The following is a 21,607-nucleotide window of genomic DNA, read 5'->3' as shown; positions in this document are numbered from 1 at the left end:
CGTAAAGAAGTGTGGCGAACGTGAGCGCAAAGTCATCCCTCGCCACACTGGGATGCGTTGCTGCTCGACGTCCACCACCTGGGAGGCTCATCGTTCGCCGTTTTCATTCGGGCGCCTGTCCCGGCTACTCGCGGCTAGCGTGCCACTGTTCAATTTGTATGCTGGGCGCCTGTCCCGGCTTCGCGTTAACTATATCGGGAGTGCCTGTAGGTTCCGGGTAGTTCAGGTTGGCGCGCGTGTCGCGGAAACCTCGGGCCGTCAGCCTTGCGCCATCTTCGAGAGCAGCGCGGCAATTTCACGGTCCCTTCCCTGTGCTGCGTGCTGATATCGCATCGCGGCCTGAGGCGTCGAATGTCCCAGGCGCGCCATGAGTTCGGCGAGACTTGCACCCGTCGCGGCAGCGAGCACCGCGCCCGAGTGCCGCAGGTCATGCCAGCGCAGATCGCCACGGCTGGCCGCTTTCCGCGCTTTATACCAGTGTCGCATCAACGTCGATGGCTGCAAATGCTCATTCCGGGTATTTGGGAATAGCAGCGAATCACGCTTGTTGCCAACATGTTTCGATAGATGTGCTTCAATCTGCGGGATGATATGCGGCGGGATCGCAACGTCTCGGATGCTGGCCTCTGATTTAGGCGTGGTGACTTCGAACGTGCCCGTTTTCGTGCGCACCGCGGCGCGGCGGATACGGATTACCTCGTTGGATAGGTCGATGTCACCGCGCCTCAGCTCGATGGTCTCCCCGAACCGCAGCGCGCACCAGCTAGCGAGCGTGACCATCAGCTGTAGCCGCTCGGGCATCTCTGCGGTGAGGACGGCGAGCTCGTCTACTGACGCGGGCCTGATCTTGTGAACGCGCTTGGCTCGGCCGGCACCGACAATGCGGCACGGGTTGCCGTCGATCAGCTCATCGTTGACCGCGCTGCCCATGATCGTGCGCAAGAGGCTGTACGCGTGGCTGCGCATGGTCGGCTGTTCTGTCAGTGTCACTGCGTACCATTCGCGGACGTCTTTCGGCTTGATGCTGGCGAGCTGCCGATTGCCGAATGTCTCGATCAGGTGGTCATCGAGGATGGCCTGGTAATGCTCACGCGTGCGAGCCTTGATCGGCCGCCCGGCGACCTGGCGGCCGGCGAGCCACGCGGCGGCGTAGGCGCCGAACGTGATCTTGTCGGGCTTGGCTACCGTGTCCGGATTCCACAACTTTGCGTCGATCTCGCGGCGCCGGTCCGTCAGCCACGCCTCGGCGTCGATGCGGGCGGCGAACGTCTTGGGCGCCGTGATGTAGCGGCCGTCTGGATCGGTAAACCGGACTTGATACCGACCCGACGGCAGTGCGCGAATGTTTCCGAATGAGCGCTTGTTGGCCAATTCCAGTGTCCGCCCAGTATCGCGTTTTGCGTGCCAGATATGTGCCAAATGAGCATACGTGATGTTCCGCTTGCCTCCGTATGACTCACGCGATACTGTGCAGCGTGTCGGCAGCTCAGAGCCCATCTGTGCTGGTCGCGACACGAAAGAGTAAATGCCGAGATCGCCTACTTCAATCCCAGTATCGCGCACCAGAGTCCGAGCACTTCAGAGATAGTGGCTCTTCGGATTCCAGCGGGGTCCGGTGCTGGTTTTGAGGTCGGCGTGCCCTGCGGTTGTTGGGGACGAAGGTGCCTGAGTCTTTGAAGCGTGACCATCAAATTCAAAAGCACCTCTGAAGTACCCCAGGTTTTGTTCCTAGTCGGTTGCGAGGGCCGGGGTTGGCTGGCTCGCGGGGTGTGAGGTGCCGGTGAGGGCGGCCTCGTACTCGGCGGGTGGAACGTAGCCGAGGGCTTCGTGCAGGCGTTCCTGGTTGTACCAGGCCACCCATTCGGCGGTCGAGAGTTCGACGTCGTCGATGCATCGCCAGGGTTTGCCACGGTTGATCAACTCGGTCTTGTAGGCGGCGTTGACGGCCTCGGCGAGGGCGTTGTCATAGCTATCGCCGCGCGATCCCACTGACGGTGCGATCCCGAGCTCGGCTAGCCGATCTGTATATGCCAGCGAGAGGTACTGGGATCCGCGGTCGGAATGGTGTACCAACTCAGATAGATCGGTATTCGACTGCCACACAGCATGATTAAACGCTTGAAGCGGGAGGTCCTCGGTGCGCATCGTCGCCGAGACTGCCCAGCCGACGATCTTTCGGGTGCATACATCAGTGACGAACGCGGTGTAGCAGAATCCCTGCCAGGTTCGCACGAAGGTGATGTCAGCGACCCACAGCCGGTTCGGTGCGCTGGCCTTGAACTGCCGATTGACCAGATCTGCCGGCCGCTGATCGGCCGGGTCGGTGATCGTGGTGAACACCGGTTTCCCGCGCTGAACGCCCCGCAGGCCCGCCTTGCGCATTAGTCGTCGGGTTTGTTCGCGGCCCAGGTGCCAGCCCTTGCGCTTCATGGCCCGGTGCATCTTGAGCACGCCGTAGACCGAGAAGTTCTCCCGGTGCACCGCCAGCAGGTCGGCGATCAGCTGCTCGTCGCGGATCTCACGGTCGCAGGGTGGGCGGGTCCGCGCGGCCCGATACCCGCGGGAGGTGAGAAAGCCCGGAATAGCTGCCCGCAACACCCGGCAGATGAGCTCGACCCCGAATTGATCGCGGTAGGTATCGATGAAGGCGATCATTTCGTCGCGGGGCGGTCGAGCTCCGCTGCGAAAAACGCAGACGCAGACTTCAAAATCTCATTAGCTCTGCGTAATTCGGCGACCTCACGCTTGAGCCTGCGGATCTCGACATGCTCGGAACTGGACGTTCCAGGCCGCTCTCCGGCATCAACCTGAGCCTTACGCCGCCACCGACGCACCGACTCCTCAGCAACACCAAGTTTGCTGGCCACCGACTTGATGGCCATCGACTCAGAAATATCTGAATCCTCCAGCATGGTGTCCACCAAACGCGACGCACGTAAGCGGAACTCAAGCGGATACTGACGGGGCATAGTTCCAATCCTCCTACGAAGATCGGAACAAAACCTGGGGTACTTCACCTTCGTCCGTTATGAGCCTAGTCAGATCGTTGAGGCCCTGGTCGGGCTCAAGGATGTCCGTGTCTTGGCCTATCGACGTAGCGGTCCTGATGTCGAGCTGGTGATCGAGCAGACCGTCGTGGATCGGTTATGCCCGACGTGTGGGGGCGCCGGCCAGATCAAGGAGCGGCCGACGGTGCGCTATGTCGATTTGCCCGTCTACGGCCAGCCGATGCGTCTGGCCTGGCGCAAGCATCGTGTGATTTGCCGGCGAGCCGGCTGTGCGGGGGCGAGCTGGACCAGTGCCGACCATCGCATCGCGGCCAAGAACTGCCTGCTGACGACCCGCTGCGCCAAATGGGCCACGATGCAGGTCGGGACAGGTCGCGCGGTTTCTGATGTCGCGCAGGAACTTTCCTGCGACTGGCACACCGTCAATGACGCGGTCATGACCTACGGCCAAGCGCTGCTGGCTGCCGACCGGCGTCGCCTGAACGCCACGACCGCGATCGGCTTGGACGAGACCTCGTTTGTGAAACTATCCAGCCGCCGGGCCCGCTCGTATGCGACCACCGTCGCTGATGTCGCCAACCACCAGATCATCGAGATCCTGCCCAGCCGAAACTATGTCGATGTCGCGGGCTGGATCGACCAACAACCCCTGGCCTGGAAACACCGCATTCGCTTCGGCGCCCTGGACATGTCGGCGACCTACGCCGCGGTCTACACCGTGATGCTGCCCGCGCTGAGCAGGTCGTCGACCCGTTCCACTGCGTGCAACTGGCCAACCGGACCCTCGACGACATTCGACGACGTGTGCAGCGCGAACAAAAAGGCCACCGCGGCCGGCGCAACGACCCTCTCTACCGGGTCCGCCGCGTGCTGCTTACCGGTGAGGAACGCCTCGACGCCAAGGCCACCCAACGCCTGACATCGCTGCTGCAACTGGGCGATCCCCGCGGCGAAGTCGCCCTTGACCGCGCTCACTGAAATTCCCCACTGACGCTCATCGAAATTCCCCACCCGTGTGGCTCCGCCGAGAAGGGCGGGCCTCCCTCGAAGCTGCTGGTGTCTGACGCCAGTAGCTCCACCGAAGGAGGCCCGCTTTCTCATGCTCACATGGGAGGACGATGTGGAAGTACATGCCCTACGCAAACGTGGTTGGTCGATCTCGGCGATCGCCCGCCACACCGGCTTCGACCGCAAGACGGTCCGGAAGTATCTGGCCGGTGACGGCGCGCCCGGGGTCCGCGCCCGGCCCGACCCGGACCCGTTCGATCCGTTCATCGACTACGTCACCGCCAGGCTGACCGAGGACCCGCACCTGTGGGCCCGCACCCTGTTCGACGAACTCGAGGACCTCGGGTTCGGGCTGTCGTATCAGAGCCTGACCCGCAACATCCGGACCCGGAACCTGCGGCCCGTCTGTGAGGCGTGCCGGACGGCCACGCAGCGCCCGAACGCGGTGATCCCCCATGCACCGGGTGATGAAACTCAATGGGACTGGCTGGAATTGCCCGATCCGCCGGAATCGTGGGGCTGGGGCAAGACCGCACACCTGCTGGTCGGCTCGTTGGCCCATTCGGGCAAGTGGCGCGGCTATCTGTCGCCGAGCGAGGACCAACCCCACCTGGTCGCCGGCCTGGACCGCGTCACCCGCGGTCTGGGCGGCGTCTCGCGGTGTGGCGGTTCGACCGGATGGCCACGGTCTGCGATCCCGGTAGCGGCCGGGTGAGCGCCTCGTTCGCCGGGGTGGCCAAGCACTACGGCGTATCGGTGGCGATCTGCCCGCCGCGGCGCGGCAACCGCAAGGGCGTGGTGGAGAAGGTCAATCACACCGCCGCGCAACGCTGGTGGCGCACCCTGGCCGACGACGTCACCGTCGAGGCGGCCCAGGCGAACCTGGATCGCTTCGCCCGGGTGCGTGGTGACACGAGGCTGCGGGCCACCGCTGATGGCCGCTCCTCGGTCGCCGTGGTGGCCGAAACGGAGCCACTACAACCAATACCGGCGCAGGCGTATCCGGTGATCGTTTCCGAGGCCCGCACCGCATCGCGCCAAGCGATGGTGTCCTACCGCGGTAACCGCTACTCGGTGCCCCCGGAGCTGGCCGCCGCCAACGTGGTGGTGTCGCATCCGGTCGGCGGTCAGTTCTGCGACATCGCCACCGCCAGTGGGATCGTGGTTGCCAGGCACCGGATGGCCGCCGACGGGCTCGGCGTCATGGTGCGCGACAACGGCCACGTCATCGCGCTGGATGCCGCGGCGATCGCCACCGCGACCACCGGACGGGCGCACCGCCGCAAGGAACGCATCCCACCCGGCCCGGCGGCCAAAGCCGCTGCCGCGCAACTGCTTGCGATCAATCAGCCATCCGTCACCGCAATTGAAACATCCACTCCGTCAACCAATTCCACCGTCATCGATCTGTCCGCTTACGAGCGGGCCGCCCAGAACAGGACCATCCAATGACCCCACACCGCGCACCGGTAAGACCACCACCACAACCGAGGAATCGCTGTCGGCGGCGGCGAGCCGCTATCAGCAGCTACGCTCGCATCTGGCCGAACTCAAACTGGCCGCGGCCGCTGAAGCCCTACCTGCCGTGCTCGACCAGGCCACCGCCGACGGGCTGTCGCTGACCGTTGCCTTGAGCGGCTGCTGGCCGTCGAGGTCGAAGCCTCCACCGCCCGCCGACTGGCCGGACGGCTTCGGTTCGCCTGCTTGCCCACCCCAGCCACCCTGGCCGACTTCGACGTCGATGCTGCCGCCGGGATCGACCGCAAGCTCATCGACGAGCTGGGCACCTGCCGCTATCTGGAATCAGCGACCAACATCCTGCTCATCGGCCCACCGGGTACTGGAAAAACACACCTGTCGGTCGGATTGGCCAGGGCCGCAGCACATGCCGGCTACCGGACGTACTTCACCACCGCCGCCGATCTGGCCGCCCGCTGCCACCGCGCCGCCATCGAGGGACGCTGGGCCACCACCATGCGCTTCTTCGCCGGCCCGACGCTGCTGGTGATCGATGAACTCGGCTACCTTCCACTGCCCGCCGAGGCCGCTTCGGCGTTGTTTCAGGTTGTCTCCCAACGGTATTTAAAGACCAGCATCGTCATCACCACCAACCGCGGCGTGGGAGCCTGGGGAGAGATCCTCGGCGACACCACCGTGGCCGCTGCCATGCTCGACCGCCTGCTGCACCGCTCCGTGGTCATCAACCTCGACGGAGAGTCCTACCGGCTACGTGACCACCACGCCGCCGCAGAAACCCTGCGCCGAACCACCACCGGCACCCGCCAACAACTACACTGACCGCTGCTCACAGGTGAGGAATTTCGGCGAGCACAGCCGGGGATTTTCGATGAGCGCCGTCACCCTGGCCTACCGCGTCAAGGAACGCCTGCGCGAGTTCTACTGCTGCACCGACATCCACACCGCCCGCGCGATGCTGTCCGAACTGATCGAACACTGCCTACGCCCGGGCCTGCCCCCCGAACTCAACAAGCTCGCCCGCACCCTCAAAGCCTGGTACGACAAGATCTGCAACTACCACATCGCCCGCGTCAGCAACGGACCCACCGAAGCCCTCAACAACCTGATCAAACGCATCAAGCGCATCGGCTACGGCTTCACCAACTTCAACAACTACCGCATCCGAGCACTGCTCTACGCCGGCAAACCCAACTGGCGCGTCCTCACATCCATCGTCGTCCGATGAACACAGCACCCCGCCAAGATCCGAAGAGCCGAGATAGTTTCTGAATCAAGCATCGGACCGCATGAACTCCATGTGAACTCGTCACCTGGGGCGCTAGCAACCTATTCGAGAGGTAGCTAGCCATGACCACCGCCGATGAGACAGCGCGCGACTTGACCACAAGGGAGATAGTCGACGAGCTGATAAGACGCCATAAATCCGGCGTGACCACCGCAGCCGAGGGCACCGTCACTGTTGAGCGCGCGAATTGCCGCCAGTCCCGGATCCGGATGGGGCAACCATCGTCGATCAATGGGACACGTGTGGCGTTATTGAGTGCGGTCCGGTGCGCGGCAAGATTGAGCGATTCGCCTACTGGCACCCGAATGGTCGATATCCGCTCTCGGTCGCGCTGGAAGCTCGGATCGATGGCATGCCAGAAGATTGCGCCGAAACGGCCGAGATCTTGGCGACCGACGGGTCATCTCATCGACCTGGCGCAGGCGGCTACGCAGGCGGCGTTGCTGCTCGCCGAAGCGCGCGGGTGGCTCGACGAGGGGTCCGCGGGCCGATGACCGCCTTCGGTATGTGAATTGATCGCGATCGGGCCGAACAGCACGTGTTGGAGTTGACCGACAGGGTCGGAATAGAAGATCTGACCGACCTTGAGTTGGTGACGCTGATCTCCGTGTTGGAGCAGGCCGACGCGCGAGAGCACGAGCATAGGGCTCCTGTGCTTCGGCTGGTGCCGAAGCCGAAGCCAAGGCGCGGGGGCCGAAACGAACCGGAACGAGTTTGCGCTAGTCCGCGTCTGACGAGCTAAGTCGGGCCGCCCCTAGCTGTTCTTGGGGGCGGCCCGATCTTTCAGCCCGGCTTGCGGGACTCACAGGCGACCCCGTCGTGGTTCTTATCCAGCTCGCGCCGGTAGGCGGGATCACCCTCGGGGATGTCCCAGCGGCCGTCCTTATGGGCCTCGTCGCAGTTCTGGTAGTAGGGCCCCGAGCGGCTCGGCGTGGTGGTGGCCGACGACTGAGTGGTCGGGCGGTCGGGTCTTGGGTTTGACGGCAGCCGCGGAGCTTTCTTCGTCAGGTTCACGATGACGATGACCACGCAGATCACGATGATGGCAATCAGTATCCAGGCGAGCGCTTTCTCTAGTTTGGCGCGCGCCGGTTCACTGATAGTTATTCGCATCGCCCCGGATCGTCTCTTTCCATGCGGCCCGGCCGCAGCATTTTCGATAATCCGATTGGAAAAACCTCCCGACATCGCAGCGCTTCGCGCGCAGTTCGCCCCGGCCGCGAATGTCGGTGCCTAGTGAAAGGTTGATGCCATGATCGCGCTCACGCTGCTCGTTGTGTTCGTGGTGAAGTTCTGGTTGCTGCTGGTCACCTTGGCCGGCGCCCTGGTGCTCGGCCGCGTGATCGGCTGCTGGCTGGCGCGACGCGATGACCGTGCGATCGAGCGCCGTAGGCGCGATGCCGAAATCTGCGAACGGGCCGATCGCCAGCACGCGGCGATGCTGGTCGGCGACAAGCTGGTCGGTGTGTACGGCGACTGGCCTCCGCTCGCCGACGACCGCATCGAAACTGCCTAGTCAGACGACGCGGACCTGCCTGGACCGGTACGCGCGTCCCCAGCAGCCCAACCGTCGGGACTCTGGGCCGTCCCGTCCCGGCTCGGGGCTCGCGGCAAGAGTTACCGGAATGTGGTCAGACGTTTCCACAGCTAAGCAGGCGCGTCGAAAGCTCCTCGTGTTCAAATGTCGTTAAGATTCGGCGGTGTCACTGCTGAGTCGGGTCAGATTGAGGCGGTTGACAGACCTCAAGATCGCCATCGGCATCGTTCTGCACAACAACGCCACTCCTGTTCTTCTCCTGGGTGGTGTTTTTGCGCCGGCGTCGGGAACATTCCTCGTCACTTATGGCCAGAACAGGCATGGCCGCGGGGACTGGACAGCGTTGCTGTCGGGTGTTGCAGTCATCTTTCTGGGTGCCTTCCTGCTGTTCGCGAAGCAGCGCGCATCCGAACGGGTGGCCGAGCTCGACCTCAAGGTCGCCGACCGGTTTCGGATCACGTTGAAGGATGCGATGCAGCCCGTCGCTGAACTCATAGCGGATATGCCTGCGCAGTCGAAAGGAAGGAGAAGGACGACCATTACAACGGTGTGTACACAAGCGGTCTCGGCCCTTACGTTGCTGTTGAAGGACGTTTCACGGCTGCGGGCCACCGTTTACCAGGTCACCGCGAACGGCGACATGGAATGTGTGAGTTACCACGGTCGCGGCGGCGGAGTAAGGCCAAGCCCGTTTATCAAGAACACAGCGCGCGGCGATTCCGCGCTGAGACTCGTCGCGACAGGTGGCGACCCGCTGTTTGTGAAAGATATCGACACGGTTCAGGGAATCGATTACGGCGGAACGGGATCCGGCTATAAAACGTTCATCTCAGCGAGTATTCACAACGATGCGGACGGCTACGGCATGGTGACGATTGACGCGCCCGGGCCAGGAAGTTTGGTCGATACAGACAAGCAGCTGGTGGGCTTGGTAGCCGACCTATTGGCTATCGCATTTGCGATCGCTGAACATTGACAGGGTGGCGGTGCATAATGACCCATATGGTCCGATGTAATCACATTGGAATCAGTTGCCCCACGAGTAACATGGGCAACATGTATAGCAAGGCGGGTGCAGATTCATGCCGGTGAAGATGGTCAGGCACGAGCATCGGGGTGCTCGCGACGTCACTTCGCGCAAGGCCGTCGAAAGCATTTGGTCCGAGGCAGAAAAGGCGGTGCGGGGCGAGGTTGCCACACTCCGCCGGCGGTGGATCGAGACATCGCTCATTGAAACCCACCTACAGAAATGGTGGGACAGTCGCTCGGACGACCAGCGCGCGCAGCTAAAGCAAGCTGCCGACAGCGGTCAGATGGCCGAGGCGACGGCGCGGCTTCTGATGAGCACCGGATGCCCTATCGGCCCCGTCGGCACAAAGTGGGAGGACCAACCCGAATACGCATGGAGCTGGCCTGAAATCGTGCGCGGTTTCATCGCCGCCCAGCCGGAAGCTGCCCCGTCCTCCTAACCTGTCGCGCGCAGTGCCGCTAATGCACCGGCAACCGTTGTCCGGATATGTGGGCTGCGGTCCCGTCGCCACCGGCAGCCATACCGTGATCTGTACGACCTCCTGCAAAAACTGCCGGTGTGGCAGGCCGGCGACCATGAATGCACATAGCGGGCGCGGAGCTGGCCGGGGAAGGTCGCGGCGTGCTCGCGGCCAGGAGTGCCTAACTGTGAACCGGCCAAATGGCGCGGTTTGTGCGATGTGCCACGAACTCGCTATCCGTCAGTTCCGGAAACGTGACTTGATAAGTCTCGTCATCGACAACCTTGTCGGGTGACCAGTGATGATTTGGACTGACCAGGACACTCGCTGGGATCAAGAAGTGCTTGACCACCGGGGCCGTCTCCTTGTCCAGCGCAACGTAGAACTCGCCTGGCGCCTGGTTTAGCAGCCAGGGCGAAGGTCCGATCGGCGAAAACAACGCGGTGATGATCTCTTGCAAAACGCCGATCGCCTCAAGTGCCTGATCCCGGCCAGTCGACCAGTCTAGGGCGGGCGAGTAGTGCACGGACCTGTGCCGGATCGCTTTAAGCTTCAGAAACGCCTTGGCGGTGTGCTCATCGAGCACGCCCCAGTCGTCGCGAAGAATCTCGACCGCCTTATCCCAGTCGTCGAATGACTCCGGAACTGTCACCTTCCTCGATTTCGGAAAGTCGTCTCGCATCGTGATGATCAGTTGATTCAAAATCCGCTCGCCAAGCGCGCCGCTCGCGGTCAGAGACGGGTAGTAGGCGCCGGCGACGAAGCTCACGCGGACCTGATGGAGGAACTCCGTGTGCTGCGCGACGACCGAGAACGGTGCCGCGTCGAGCGCCATAAAGTCGTCGATCTTGCGCTGTCCATCTATAGGGCCAAACTGGGCGAGGATCCCCTGCCGCGCCTGCGCCTGGTTTTGCTCCCACTGCTGAATGACCTCGGGATCCCAGTCGTCTTGGATCTTGACTTCCAAGAAGCGCATTCGAGTATCGAACGTGTACCTCACCGGACGGTAGCGGCGGCATCCGTCCAAAGGAGTGCGCTCGCGTCCCAACTCTGCGTCCTTCACAGGGCCAGTCGACCACAAGATCGCGGCACCTTTCGACGAGATTCCGCGAACGTCTGCTTTGCTAGCAAGACCGCTGTGCGGGCGCGGGTTTGACCAGCATCTGCGCCGCTACGCGGCGTTGCGTTGCGCCGCAATCGTTTTCGCGCCGCGCCGACCAGTCGAAGCCGTGGGCAGGTGAGTCACCGAAGCCAGCGCCGCGCGGTGCCGGACACGATGCCGGATTTCGCGGATCAACCCCCAGACCAGGCTGACGATCAAGACCGCGCCAATAAGCACGGCGAGGGCATCCGCGGAGGCGATCATGACGAGGATTCCGGCGACGAGCAGAAATGCGCTGGCGACGGAGTCGCGGGTTTCGTGGCGCTGGTTGACCGTGGTGTGTTGCATGTCGGCCTCGCTTGAAATTTCCAGGTCACCGTCTACGTAGTGACCTCCCAGGCAACGCGCCGACGTCGGGAAAGCTGCCCGATCGCGCGGTGATGGTGATCCAAATCACGGCGAGGCGAGCACCGCATGTGAGAGTAGAGACCATCCAGCATTCCGAAGACCGACGGGAGAGGGCAGTGCCGCAGCGCAGGAAAGCATTCGTCACGGGCGCGAGCCGCGGGATCGGCAAGGCGATCGCGATCCGGCTGGCGCGCGGCGGCTTTGACGTCGCCATCACCGCACGCACGCTCGAGGAAGGCGAGCGGCGCGAACATTCCAGCACGGTGAAGAAGTCCGACACCTCGGCGTTGCCGGGAAGCCTGACGAGCACGGCCGACGCGCTGCGCGCGGCCGGCGCGGAGGCGCTGGTGCTGCCGGCCGATCTGCTCGACCGGGGATCGCTAAACGCCGCGGCGACAACGCTGCTCGAACGTTGGGGCGCCGTCGATTTGGTGGTGCACAACGCCCGCTTCATCGGCCCGGGGCATATGGATCTGATCGCCGATACACCGGTCGAAGTGCTGGAGAAGCATGTGCAGGGCAACGCTTTTGCGCCGCTGCTGCTCAACCGGATCCTGCTACCCGCGATGCTGCGACAAGGCGGCGGCACGATCATCTACATCACCTCCGGCGCGGCCTACAACGCGCCGCCGGCAAAGGCCGGCAAGGGTGGGTGGGGGCTGAGCTACGCCATGTCGAAGGCGGCGGGGCACAGCATCGCCGGCCTGCTGGCGGTCGAGTACGGCGACCAGGGGATCCGCGCCTTCAATGTCCAGCCGGGCGCGATCAAAACGGAGCGCATTGCCCAGGACATGGCCGGCTTCGGGTTCTCGGCCGATGACGGCACCTGGCAACCACCCGAGGTGATCGGGGAGGTGGTGTACTGGCTGGCGACGTCGCCGGAGGCGGACGCGTACAACGGCGAGTGCGTTCAGGGCCAGGAACTGTGCCGCCAACGCAACCTGCTGCCGGGATGGAATCCGAAGGCGGCGCTCGACGGCCCGGTCGTCCACCCGTCCATGGTCCGTTAGGCCCCGTCACCTGCCGTCGGCGACAGGCACTCGATGCACTAATTTCCCTGAGGTGAAGTTCTCCGCTGTTGGTGCGGTCGCACGACTGGCCGCTCCCCTCCTGACAGTTGCGGCCTTGGCCGGCACCTTTTGCACGAGTGTGCTGACGATCGGCCCCGCGCCGGCCGTGCGCTTGGCCGATGACGCGAACCCGTTGGCCGGCATGCCGTTCTACGTCAACCCGAACTCGGCCGCGATGCGCGCCGCGCAGCACGCCGATCCGCCGAGCCCCGAGCTGACCGCGATCGCCAACACGCCGCAGGCGTACTGGATTGTCCCGGGCTCGTCGGCATCCACCGTCGCGAAGTACACCGGCGACGCGGCGGCCGCCGGCGCCATCCCCGTCCTGACGATCTACGGCATCCCGCACCGCGATTGCGGCAGCTTCGCGGCGGGCGGCATGGGCTCGGCCGACGCTTACCGCGCGTGGATCGACGGCATCGCAGCCGACGTCGGCGCCACCCGGACGGCGGTCATCCTCGAACCCGACGCGCTCGCCATGGCCGACTGCCTGTCGGCCGACCAGCGTCAGGAACGCTACGACCTGATCCGCTACGCCGTCGACACGTTGACGCGGAATCCGGGCACGGCCGTCTATGTCGACGCGGGTCACCTGCGCTGGCACAGCGCCGACGACATGGCCGCCCGGCTCAACAAGGTCGATATCGGCCGCGCCCGCGGTTTCAGCCTCAACACGTCGAACTTCTACACCACCGCGGACGAAATCGGTTACGGCGAAGCGATTTCGGCGCTCACCAACGGTTCGCACTACGTCATCGACACGTCGCGCAACGGCGTCGGACCGGCCCCCGACTCCGGGCTCAACTGGTGCAACCCGAGCGGGCGGGCGCTGGGCACTCCACCGACCGCGGCCACCGCGGGCGCGCACGCCGACGCCTATTTGTGGATCAAACGCCCCGGCGAATCCGACGGAACGTGTGACAAGGGCGATCCGCCGGCCGGCACCTTCGTGAACCAGTACGCCATCGATCTAGCCCACAACACCGGCCATTAGGAGAGCCGGGGCCTGACGAACAAGTGCCGCAAATTGTTGCGGCCGTTTGGCAGGCGCGGAAGGCCGACTGGTGCAACCATTCCTGGATGGACGAAGTCGATGCCGGCCAGGCTGTCGAGTTGATCCGCGCGTTGCGCGAGCAACTGCACCAAATGACACACCAGCTGGCGTCGCTTGACCGTCAAGATGCCATGGGCACCAGCAGCCGGGCATCGGCCGTCCGGTCGGAAGCGGCCGCCCTGCGGCGCGACATCAACGAGGCGAAAGTGTTTATCGACCGGCTACAGCGGCGCTACCTGATCAGCGACGCACCCGCGCCACGCCGCGCGCCGGACGCCAAAAACCCGATGAGTGGTCACGCCGGTCGTGAGGTGATGGGCAGGGCCCGGATCAGGCCAATTCGGTAGGACGCTTCGCCGCCCGGGATGTCGTACCCCGGCGATACCGTGCGCCCATGACCGAAACCCCGGGTGCCGGCGACGACGAGGGCGCGACCATGGCCGCATCCGCATGGGCGTGGTCGCAGGCCGACGAGACCGAGGCAGTGCACCGCCCGCCGTGGGGCCTGGCCTGGGCGCAGTCGGCGTCCGTCCTGCTCGTCGCCGCGGTGATCGCCATGGTCATCCTGGCCATGGGCAGTTCGATTTGGGCGTTGACGCACCGCCAGCCCGCCATTTCGACGGTGTCGGTGCCGGCACCCCCGCACACGGTGACCGTGCAGGCCGCGCCGTCCACGACGACGGTCACCGTCGCCGCGCCGCCCGAACCGACCGCCACCCATGCCGCGGCGCCGCGGCCGTCGGTCCAGCCCACGGTCCCGGTCCTGACGGCCGAGGACCAAGCCTTCTTCGCCCGGCAGCGCGCCGACGGGTGGGTGATCACGGACTCTCAACAAATGTTGCGCACCGCGCACCAGGTTTGCTCCATGTTCCGCCACGGCGAGTCGGCTGAGCAGGTGAATCAGTGGCTGGCGGCACTACCCGGCCCGGGCCAGAACAACATGCAGATGGCCCTGTCGTTTTCGTCCAACGTGTTGTTGTCCTACGCGGAGTGCTGACCGGCCGGGGCGCCGTCAACCATCTGCCATTTGTCGCAACCGGACCGCCAGGCGCCGGTCTTCTTGCGCGAACTCACGGTGGCGGGCCGCATGGTCACGGTAGTCGTCCCGGCTCCGCGTGGCCTCGGCGAGTCTTTCGTAAGATTCGGCGGTTCGGTCATGGCACTCAGCCGACTCCTCGAAGCTCTGCGCCGCGGATCGCTGGGCCTCTTTCGTCTGCAGCCGCACCCGCGCGACACGCTGGCCAACGTGAGACGCGTCATCCGCCGCCCGCACCTGCATGTCAAGGGGGGACTCCAGATTGCCGTCCGAGCGAGTCATGTCTATCCTCCTTCTGCGTATATCGCCGAATTGACCCTTTTGGCGCGGCTAAACAGGTCAATAGGCACGCGGTGGTGATTCAACACGTCCCGCCGCCGGACGGGCGCCTGGCTATCCCGAAATCGTTTGTGCGGGAAAGGATTCCACGACCTCGACCAGCTCGTCGACCGCCTCCCAGTTCAGCAGGTGGCCCGCGTCAGGCACCGTGACCAGTCGCGCGCCGGGGATACCCGCGGCCATCCGTTGCGAATGAGTCGGCGGGGTGGTGCGATCGGCGGAGCCGACCATCACCACCGTCGGCACGGCGATCTCCCCGAGCCGCGGGTAGCGGTCTTCGCGCGAAAAGGCCCGCAGGATCGGTAGCAGCGGTCCGTGGTCCCCCAGGTGTCGCCTGAACCCCTCGACGAAGACCGAAATCATGGCCGGCGAGGGCCGCGCCCCGCATTGCGCGGCGCCCAGCAGCACCGCAAGGGTTCGGCTGCGCACCAGCGCTTGCAGCACGCCGCTCTGCATCAGCGGGATCTGCACTCGGTTCTGCGGCGCCCCCTCCAGCACCCGGCCCGCCCAGGTGGCCAACAACACCAGCCCGCGCAGCCGCTGTCCGAGCTCGGGGTGCTCGATCATCGCGCGGATCGTGACGAACCCGCCCATCGAGTGCCCGACGAGCACGCCGTCGCTAACGTCGAGCCGGCGCAAGATCGCCGCAACGTCCTCGGCCATCGGCGCAGATCCGATGCCGTCGGATCCCAAAGTCGACCTTCCGTGGCCGCGCTGATCGAAGGCGATCACGCGAAAACCCTTGGCCACCAACTTATCCCAGACGACGTTCCACTCGGCGATGTCGGCGGTGTAGCCGTGGACGAAAACCACCGGCGGCCCCTGGCCGGCGACCAGCGCACGCAGCTGCGTCCCGTCCGGCCGAGTGATCAGGATCTCCTCACCCTGCGGTTCGGCCATCAACTGCTCACGGGTAAAGGGATCCGGGTTGCGCTCGATCCGCGCGACCAAGGCCCGCACGCCGCCCCAGCCGGCCAGGCCGAACAGCGCTACGGCGCCAACCGCTCGCCGGTTCACGACGGCACACCGGCCTCGATCGCGGCGTCCTGCGTGCGCGCGAGGCCGAGACGACGTGCGTCGGACCGGCCACACCGGTCACGACAGTGCAATCCGTTGGCTCCACTGAGATGCCAGGCCGCAGCGACGCGCATGCGCCCTAGCGTATTGCTCAGGCCGCCGGCGCCTGGGACACCGTCGTCGACGGGACCGGTGCCCGGTCGATGAGCAGCGCTCCGGGCAATGCGCCGACCTGGCGGCGCACCGGGATCTCCCAGACGTCGCCGTGCAGCACACCGGGCAGGCCGGCCGCGCTGGCAATGAAGACGGGCGTCCTGCCCCGCGCGATTTGATCGTGGTAGTCGCGTATCGCGGCGAAGGCCCACCTGCCGAGCAGGCAGATCGATACCAGGTTGGCGATGGCCATCACCGTCATGGTTAGGTCCGCCAGCGACCACACCAGCTTGAGCTCGGACATGGCGCCGAACGCGATGGACCCCAGCGTCACCAGCTTGAGCGTGTTGATCGCCCACCGACGCCCGCCCAGGAAGAACAGGTTGGCCTCGGCGATGACGTAGTTGGACAGCACGGAGGAGAACGCGAAGAAGAACACCACGGAGGTGATCAGCGGGGTGGACCAGGAGCCGAGGTCCGCGGCGATCGCCTGCTCGGTCAGGGTCGCGCCGACGACATCCGTGTGGGCCGGGTTGTAGAGTCCGGGCGCCGACGCCAGCACGATGAACGCCGTCGCCGTACAGATCACCATGGTGTCGATGAACACGGCGAGCGATTGAATCAGGCCCTGCTCCACCGGATGTGACACCGTCGCGGCGCCGGCGATGTTGGGCGAACTACCCAGCCCCGCCTCGCAGGCGAACAGGCCCCGCTTCACGCCGGTGCACATCGCCGCGGCGATGCCGCCGGCGAATCCGCCTGCCAGCTGCCGGATTCCGAATGCGCCGCCGATGATCTCCTCGATCATGCCGGGCAGCTCGGTGATGTTCACCGCCACGATCGCGAGGGCCAGCAGCGTGTAGGCCGCCGCCACCGTGGGCAGCACCTTGCCTGCGAACGCGGCGACCCGGCGCACCCCGCCGAACAGCACGGGCGCTGCCAGCGCCGCCAAAACTACTGTCGTCCAACGGATGTCGATACCGTGCGACGATTTCAAGACGCCACTGACCGCGTTGGTCTCCACCATGTTGAACGCGGTCGAGAACGCGATCACCAGCAACACCGCGTAGGCGACACCGCCCGCGCGCGAGCGCAGCCCGTTCTGGATATAGAACGCCGGGCCGCCCCGGAATGCCCCGTCATCCGCGCGGACCTTGAACATTTGGCCAAGGGTGGCCTCGATGATCGCGGTGGCCATACCAACCGCGGCCACCACCCACATCCAAAAGATCGCGCCGGGGCCGCCGACGGTGAGCGCGATGGCGACGCCGGCGATGTTGCCGGTGCCCACCCGAGACGCCAGACCGACGCAGAACGCCTGGAATGAAGAGATCCCACCGTCAGGGCGGTGGGATCTCCGGAGCTGACGGAACATCCGCCCGAAATAGCGGATCTGGATGAATCGGGTGCGCAACGTGAAGTAGATGCCAACCGCGATAAGCAGATAAACGAGGACGTGGGAGTTCAGGACATTGCTGAGCGGATCGATCAACTGCTCCCGAAGGAAGTCCAAATTCGCCGTCCTCCCGCGAGCTGACCGGTAGTCGCTGAAGCATAGAGGCGAAATATTGAGGACAGGTTTCGTTAACCCGGCCCAGGTAGCGGGGTTGTAAAAAGCGGATCACAACCGCGGGTCAGCGGCCTAGTGGGTGTTGCCCGCCAGTGTGGTCGGGCAGTACGTGTTGGCCGCGATCGCGGTGAACTGGGCGGCGTTGTCTCCGCGCAGTCCGGGGTTTTCGTTCTGCACCGTCTTGACGACATCGACCATCGCGTTGCCGCCGTGGACCGCGCTGCATACCCACTTGCCCGCTGCGATCGCCCGCTCCGGATCGGGAAACGTGATCCCGGCCGCGCGCAGCGAGCCCAGAAATATGTCGTCGGCGCCGTCGGCGTAGGCAGGCGCCGCGGTGCCGAGAACGGTGGCCAGGCTTGCCAGCGTGAGGAGGTATTTCATGGCGTTTCGATCGTCCCAGAGTCGCGATGCCGCCGCATCTCTTCCGAGGAAATCAGGGATCGTCAACCCCGGGTTGACCATCCAGCATCGTCAACCTAGAGTTGACGCCATGCCCGAGCCAACACCCATCGCCCATTCCGTCCGCCTCGACGAGATGATCGACGCCATCAAGAGGGTGCACACCGACGCCCTGGACCAACTGGCCGACGCGGTGCTGGCCGCCGAGCACCTCGGCGAAATCGCCGACCACCTGATCGGTCATTTCGTCGACCAGGCGCGCCGCTCGGGCGCGTCCTGGACCGACATCGGCAAGAGCATGGGCGTCACCAAGCAGGCCGCCCAGAAGCGGTTCGTCCCACGCGCCGAGGCCACCGCGATCGATCCCGAACAGGGCTTCGGCCGCTTCACACCGCGAGCCCGCAACGCCGTGATCGTCGCCCAGAACGCGGCCCACGACGCCGCCAACGCCGAGATCACGCCCGACCACCTGCTGCTCGGCGTGCTCAGCGATCCGGCCGCGCTGGCCACCGTCTTGTTGCAGCGACAAGGCGTCGACACCGAGGCGCTGCGCGCGTCCGTCGTGCTGCCGCCAGCGGCCGGCGAACCTCGCGCCCTGATCCCGTTCAGCGGCCCGGCCCGCAAGGCGCTCGAACTGACCGTCCGCGAGGCACTTCGGCTCGGCCACAACTACGTCGGCACCGAACACCTGCTGCTGGCGCTGCTCGAACTCGAAGACGGCTTCGAAGACAAATCGGGCCCGCTGCACCGCTGCGGCGTCGACAAGGCGCGCCTCGAGGCCGATCTGAGCGCCGCGCTGGAGTCGCTCAGCGGCGGCTAGCCCCTTTGGCCCCTCCCCTTGGCCCTAAAGGTTGTGCGATCATGCGAAGATGCGCCGCTGGCTGATCGTGCTGTCCACCATGCTGATTGCGAGTGCGATCCTCGCCGTACCTCCCCGCGCTGGGGCGGAGAATGACGCCCCGATCGGCCACATCGGTGACACCTTGCGAGTGGATACCGGCACCTACGTTGCCGATGTCACCGTGAGCAGCGTGCAGCCGTGCGACCCGCCGCCGGGATTCGGCTACACGCGTAGCGGCGTCCCGATCAAAAGCTTCCCCACCAGCCAGCCCGAGCGCGCCGACGTCACGATTCATGCGGTCCGGGTGCCGAATTCGTTCGTCCTGGCCACCGACTTCAGCTTCGACGGTGTGACGCCGTTCGCCGATGCCTACAAGCCGCGGAACTCCGATGCGCCCGACGCGCTGGACAACGTGCTGGTGAACGCGCCGCAGGGATCGGTCGTGCGCGGCGAGGTGTACTGGGACGCCTACCGCGATCCGGTCTCCAATGTCGTTCTGTTGGACAAGAAGACGGGCCTGCACCTCGCGCAATGGAACCTCTGACGCTCGGCGTCGGTATCGCCTCCCGGGATTCCGCCGCCGAGCTGGCCGCCGTTGCCGCGCGCACGTTTCCACTGGCATGTCCCCCATCGACACCCGCCGACGACATCGCGTCGTTCATCGACGCCAACCTGTCCGCGACGCGCTTCGCCGAGTACCTGGCCGATCCGCAACGCGCCGTTCTCGTCGCACGTCACGATGGCCGGATTGTGGGTTACGCCATGCTGATTCGCGGCGCCGACGGTTGCGCGGAGCTGTCCAAGATTTACCTACTCGCGGAGTTCCACGGCATGGGCCCGGCGACGGCGTTGATGGACGCAGCGCTTGCGACCGCAACCGACTGGGGCGCCCGCAGCGTGTGGCTCGGCGTCAATCAGGAAAACCAACGCGCACAACGCTTTTACTCCAAGAGCGGGTTTACGATCAACGGCACCAGGACGTTTCGCGTGGGCGAGCGTCAGGAAAACGATTACGTCATGGTCCGGGAGCTGCGGTGAGCGCCAACAGCCGAGATGTGGCGCGCAGGTACTTCTTTCGGTAACCGCCGGCCAGCATTTCGGCGCTGAAGATGGTGTCCAGCTTCGCCCCGGAAGCCACCACCGGGATGCCGGCGTCGTAGAGCCGGTCGGTCAGCGACACCAACCGCAGCGCGACGTTCTGGTCGTCGATTTTGTGCACCCCGGTGAGGAAGACCGCGCTCACCCCCTCGATCAGGGCGACGTAGCGCGACGGATGCATGGTGGCCAGATGCGCGCACAACGCGTCGAAGTCGTCGAGCGTGGCCCCCGGCACGCCCGCGGCCCGCGTGGTCACCTCGTCGTCCGACAGCGGCTGCGGCGCCGGCGGTAGGTCGCGGTGCCGGTAGTCCGGCCCCTCGATCCGCGCGACAGTGAAAATGCTTGCCAGCGTGTTGATTTCGCGTAGAAAGTCCTGGGTGGCAAACCGGCCTTCGCCCAGCTGCTCGGGCAGCGTGTTGGAGGTGGCGGCCACCGACACGCCCCGTTCGACCAGCGACGAGAGCATCCGCGAGATGAGCGTGGTGTTGCCCGGGTCGTCCAGCTCGAACTCGTCGATGCACACGACGGTGTAGCCGGCCAGCAGATCGATGCATTCGGCGAAGCCGAACACCCCGGCCAACTGGGTCAGCTCGCCAAATGTGGCAAATGCCTTGGGAGTCGGCACCTCGTAGTAGGCCGAAGCCAACAGGTGGGTCTTGCCCACGCCGAAACCGCCGTCCAGGTACAAGCCCACCCCGGGCAGCACCGCGCGCCTGCCGAACAGTTTCTTGCGGCCGGCGCGGCGCTCCACCGCCCGCGCGCAGAAGTCCTGACAGGCCGCGACGGCGGCGGCCTGCGTCGGTTCGGTCGGATCGGGGCGGTAGCTGGCGAAGCTCACCGCGGCGAAGGTCGGCGGAGGAATCAGCTGGGCGATCAGCCGCTCGGGGGAGGCGGTCGGATGCCGATCCACCAGCCCGTGCATGCACGAACTCTAACGGCGTGCTGTGATCAGACGCATGGCCGACTTCGCCTTGCTGGCATCGGGGCGCGCCGTCGACGAGGCCGAACTTCCCGACCTCTACGGCTATCCGGAGCGGCCGGACGGCGTGTGGGTGCGAGCGAACTTCATCACCAGCGTCGACGGCGGGGCCACGGCGGACGGCACCAGCGGCGGACTCGGCGGGCCGGGCGACAAACTGATCTTCAACGTGCTGCGCGAACTCGCCGACGTCATCGTCGTCGGCGCGGGCACGGTACGGATGGAGGGGTATTCCGGCGCGCGCCCGCCGGTCGCGCAGCGCATGCACCGGCAGGCCCGCGGACAGAGCGAGGTCCCGCCGCTGGCGATCGTCACCAAGTCGGGCCGCCTGGACCGGGATATGCCGGTGTTCACCCGCACCGAGGTGCCGCCCCTGATCTGCACCTCTGCGGCGGCCGGCGACGAGACCCGCCGGCTGCTGGCCGGGGTCGCCGAGGTGCTCGACTGCTCCGGCGACGACCCGGCCGGAGTCGACGAGGCCGCGCTGCTGGCGGCGCTGCGGGGCCGCGGATTGCGCCGCATCCTGACCGAAGGCGGGCCCATGCTGCTCGGCTCCTTCATCCAGCGTGACCTGCTCGACGAGTTGTGCCTGACGATCGCGCCCTACGTCGTCGGCGGGCTGGCCCGCCGCATCGCCACCGGGCCCGGCCAGGTGCAGACCCCGATGCGCTGCGCGCACGTCCTGAGCGACGACGCCGGATTTCTCTACGCGCGCTACGTCAGAGCCTGAC

24 protein-coding genes, 3 pseudogenes and 1 other annotated feature are annotated in these 21,607 nt (G+C 65.5%); of the genes and pseudogenes, 17 read left to right on the top strand and 10 right to left on the bottom strand.

Going from position 1 to position 21,607, the window contains the following annotated elements:
- Positions 1 to 258 precede the first annotated feature (258 nt).
- Together G6N66_RS08895 and G6N66_RS08890 are read right to left on the bottom strand one after the other, a co-directional pair.
- Complete coding sequence (locus tag G6N66_RS08895; RefSeq protein WP_232079239.1) at positions 259 to 1,371, bottom strand: tyrosine-type recombinase/integrase; 1,113 nt, start codon at positions 1,369 to 1,371, stop codon at positions 259 to 261.
- Positions 1,372 to 1,728: 357 nt separating this feature from the next.
- Positions 1,729 to 2,969, bottom strand: a protein-coding gene (locus G6N66_RS08890) for an IS3 family transposase (protein WP_232079238.1) whose coding sequence is annotated in 2 segments (ribosomal slippage) — positions 1,729 to 2,687 and positions 2,687 to 2,969 — 1,242 coding nt in all. Because the reading frame shifts where the segments join, the coding sequence is not laid out codon by codon here.
- Positions 2,578 to 2,694, bottom strand: a sequence feature (AL1L pseudoknot). Its footprint overlaps the gene before it by 117 nt.
- Positions 2,970 to 3,228: 259 nt before the next feature.
- Here G6N66_RS08890 and G6N66_RS08885 point away from each other — a divergent pair.
- The 5 genes and pseudogenes from G6N66_RS08885 to G6N66_RS08860 all read left to right on the top strand — a co-directional run bounded on the left by G6N66_RS08885 (position 3,229) and on the right by G6N66_RS08860 (position 7,274).
- Positions 3,229 to 3,986 (top strand): annotated as a pseudogene (locus tag G6N66_RS08885) (transposase).
- Between the two features lie 121 nt (positions 3,987 to 4,107).
- Positions 4,108 to 5,468 (top strand): annotated as a pseudogene (locus tag G6N66_RS08875) (IS21/IS408/IS1162 family transposase).
- A gap of 46 nt (positions 5,469 to 5,514) precedes the next feature.
- Positions 5,515 to 6,314: pseudogene (istB, locus tag G6N66_RS08870) on the top strand (IS21-like element helper ATPase IstB).
- Between the two features lie 49 nt (positions 6,315 to 6,363).
- Positions 6,364 to 6,720: a transposase gene (locus G6N66_RS08865; protein WP_139825493.1), complete on the top strand. Its 357-nt coding sequence runs from the start codon at positions 6,364 to 6,366 to the stop codon at positions 6,718 to 6,720.
- 122 nt (positions 6,721 to 6,842) lie between these two features.
- Positions 6,843 to 7,274, top strand: coding sequence for a hypothetical protein (locus tag G6N66_RS08860; RefSeq protein WP_139825494.1), 432 nt, complete (start codon positions 6,843 to 6,845; stop codon positions 7,272 to 7,274).
- Positions 7,275 to 7,563: 289 nt separating this feature from the next.
- Here the strand turns inward: G6N66_RS08860 and G6N66_RS08855 are convergent, their stop codons facing one another.
- A complete protein-coding gene (locus G6N66_RS08855) occupies positions 7,564 to 7,809 on the bottom strand; it encodes an excalibur calcium-binding domain-containing protein (protein ID WP_232079237.1) in 246 nt (81 codons plus the stop codon).
- On the opposite strand from G6N66_RS08855, the gene G6N66_RS08850 reads away from it, so the two are divergent.
- The 4 genes from G6N66_RS08850 (at position 7,802) to G6N66_RS08835 (ending at position 9,786) form a co-directional block, all read left to right on the top strand.
- A complete protein-coding gene (locus tag G6N66_RS08850; protein ID WP_163645739.1) occupies positions 7,802 to 8,017 on the top strand; it encodes a hypothetical protein in 216 nt (71 codons plus the stop codon). The genes G6N66_RS08855 and G6N66_RS08850 overlap by 8 nt on opposite strands.
- Positions 8,018 to 8,032: 15 nt before the next feature.
- Positions 8,033 to 8,296, top strand: a complete 264-nt coding sequence (locus G6N66_RS08845; protein WP_085235812.1) for a hypothetical protein — start codon at positions 8,033 to 8,035, stop codon at positions 8,294 to 8,296.
- Between the two features lie 217 nt (positions 8,297 to 8,513).
- On the top strand, positions 8,514 to 9,293 hold the full coding sequence (locus G6N66_RS08840; RefSeq protein ID WP_139825495.1) for a GAF domain-containing protein: 780 nt from the start codon (positions 8,514 to 8,516) through the stop codon (positions 9,291 to 9,293).
- Between the two features lie 106 nt (positions 9,294 to 9,399).
- Positions 9,400 to 9,786 carry a hypothetical protein gene (locus G6N66_RS08835; RefSeq protein ID WP_139825496.1) on the top strand — a complete coding sequence of 129 codons (387 nt, stop codon included), beginning with the start codon at positions 9,400 to 9,402 and terminating at the stop codon, positions 9,784 to 9,786.
- A gap of 202 nt (positions 9,787 to 9,988) precedes the next feature.
- Here the strand turns inward: G6N66_RS08835 and G6N66_RS08830 are convergent, their stop codons facing one another.
- Positions 9,989 to 10,783, bottom strand: a complete 795-nt coding sequence (locus tag G6N66_RS08830; protein ID WP_085235815.1) for a hypothetical protein — start codon at positions 10,781 to 10,783, stop codon at positions 9,989 to 9,991.
- A gap of 195 nt (positions 10,784 to 10,978) precedes the next feature.
- Complete coding sequence (locus G6N66_RS08825) at positions 10,979 to 11,257, bottom strand: hypothetical protein (protein ID WP_085235816.1); 279 nt, start codon at positions 11,255 to 11,257, stop codon at positions 10,979 to 10,981.
- Positions 11,258 to 11,349: 92 nt separating this feature from the next.
- Here G6N66_RS08825 and G6N66_RS08820 point away from each other — a divergent pair, with 92 nt between their 5' ends.
- The 4 genes from G6N66_RS08820 (at position 11,350) to G6N66_RS08805 (ending at position 14,438) form a co-directional block, all read left to right on the top strand.
- Positions 11,350 to 12,327 (top strand): SDR family NAD(P)-dependent oxidoreductase, encoded by a 978-nt coding sequence (locus G6N66_RS08820; protein ID WP_085236206.1) that lies wholly within the window; start codon positions 11,350 to 11,352, stop codon positions 12,325 to 12,327.
- 52 nt (positions 12,328 to 12,379) lie between these two features.
- A complete protein-coding gene (locus G6N66_RS08815) occupies positions 12,380 to 13,381 on the top strand; it encodes a glycoside hydrolase family 6 protein (protein WP_085235817.1) in 1,002 nt (333 codons plus the stop codon).
- Positions 13,382 to 13,467: 86 nt separating this feature from the next.
- The gene (locus G6N66_RS08810) at positions 13,468 to 13,788 is read left to right on the top strand and encodes a hypothetical protein (RefSeq protein ID WP_139825498.1); all 321 of its coding nucleotides are present in this window, start codon (positions 13,468 to 13,470) and stop codon (positions 13,786 to 13,788) included.
- A gap of 47 nt (positions 13,789 to 13,835) precedes the next feature.
- Positions 13,836 to 14,438, top strand: coding sequence for a DUF732 domain-containing protein (locus G6N66_RS08805; protein ID WP_085235819.1), 603 nt, complete (start codon positions 13,836 to 13,838; stop codon positions 14,436 to 14,438).
- A 15-nt stretch (positions 14,439 to 14,453) separates the two neighbouring features.
- On the opposite strand, the gene G6N66_RS08800 is transcribed toward G6N66_RS08805, so the two are convergent.
- The 4 genes from G6N66_RS08800 to G6N66_RS08785 all read right to left on the bottom strand — a co-directional run bounded on the left by G6N66_RS08800 (position 14,454) and on the right by G6N66_RS08785 (position 17,940).
- Positions 14,454 to 14,759, bottom strand: coding sequence for a hypothetical protein (locus tag G6N66_RS08800; RefSeq protein ID WP_085235820.1), 306 nt, complete (start codon positions 14,757 to 14,759; stop codon positions 14,454 to 14,456).
- Between the two features lie 111 nt (positions 14,760 to 14,870).
- On the bottom strand, positions 14,871 to 15,833 hold the full coding sequence (locus G6N66_RS08795; protein WP_085235821.1) for an alpha/beta fold hydrolase: 963 nt from the start codon (positions 15,831 to 15,833) through the stop codon (positions 14,871 to 14,873).
- Between the two features lie 151 nt (positions 15,834 to 15,984).
- Positions 15,985 to 17,499: an alanine/glycine:cation symporter family protein gene (locus G6N66_RS08790; RefSeq protein WP_085235822.1), complete on the bottom strand. Its 1,515-nt coding sequence runs from the start codon at positions 17,497 to 17,499 to the stop codon at positions 15,985 to 15,987.
- Positions 17,500 to 17,628: 129 nt separating this feature from the next.
- Positions 17,629 to 17,940, bottom strand: a complete 312-nt coding sequence (locus tag G6N66_RS08785) for a DUF732 domain-containing protein (RefSeq protein WP_085235823.1) — start codon at positions 17,938 to 17,940, stop codon at positions 17,629 to 17,631.
- Positions 17,941 to 18,049: 109 nt separating this feature from the next.
- Between G6N66_RS08785 and G6N66_RS08780 the strand changes: the two genes are divergently transcribed.
- Genes G6N66_RS08780 through G6N66_RS08770 form a run of 3 tightly spaced genes read left to right on the top strand, consistent with a single transcriptional unit; the run spans position 18,050 to position 19,837 of the window.
- Positions 18,050 to 18,778 carry a Clp protease N-terminal domain-containing protein gene (locus tag G6N66_RS08780; protein WP_085235824.1) on the top strand — a complete coding sequence of 243 codons (729 nt, stop codon included), beginning with the start codon at positions 18,050 to 18,052 and terminating at the stop codon, positions 18,776 to 18,778.
- Positions 18,779 to 18,827: 49 nt separating this feature from the next.
- On the top strand, positions 18,828 to 19,343 hold the full coding sequence (locus G6N66_RS08775; protein ID WP_085236208.1) for a hypothetical protein: 516 nt from the start codon (positions 18,828 to 18,830) through the stop codon (positions 19,341 to 19,343).
- Positions 19,331 to 19,837 (top strand): GNAT family N-acetyltransferase, encoded by a 507-nt coding sequence (locus tag G6N66_RS08770; RefSeq protein ID WP_085235825.1) that lies wholly within the window; start codon positions 19,331 to 19,333, stop codon positions 19,835 to 19,837. Before G6N66_RS08775 ends, G6N66_RS08770 begins: the two co-directional genes overlap by 13 nt.
- Here G6N66_RS08770 and zapE read toward each other — a convergent pair.
- Positions 19,815 to 20,819: a cell division protein ZapE gene (gene zapE, locus G6N66_RS08765; protein WP_085235826.1), complete on the bottom strand. Its 1,005-nt coding sequence runs from the start codon at positions 20,817 to 20,819 to the stop codon at positions 19,815 to 19,817. The two genes, G6N66_RS08770 and zapE, sit on opposite strands and share 23 nt — an antisense overlap.
- 34 nt (positions 20,820 to 20,853) lie before the next feature.
- Here zapE and G6N66_RS08760 point away from each other — a divergent pair, with 34 nt between their 5' ends.
- On the top strand, positions 20,854 to 21,606 hold the full coding sequence (locus G6N66_RS08760; RefSeq protein WP_085235827.1) for a pyrimidine reductase family protein: 753 nt from the start codon (positions 20,854 to 20,856) through the stop codon (positions 21,604 to 21,606).
- Position 21,607: the final 1 nt, after the last annotated feature.

This window comes from Mycobacterium conspicuum, from assembly GCF_010730195.1.
GTDB lineage: Bacteria > Actinomycetota > Actinomycetes > Mycobacteriales > Mycobacteriaceae > Mycobacterium > Mycobacterium conspicuum.
The sequence above is the reverse complement of the archived record's forward strand: the minus strand, read 5'-3'. Positions and strand labels throughout refer to the sequence as shown.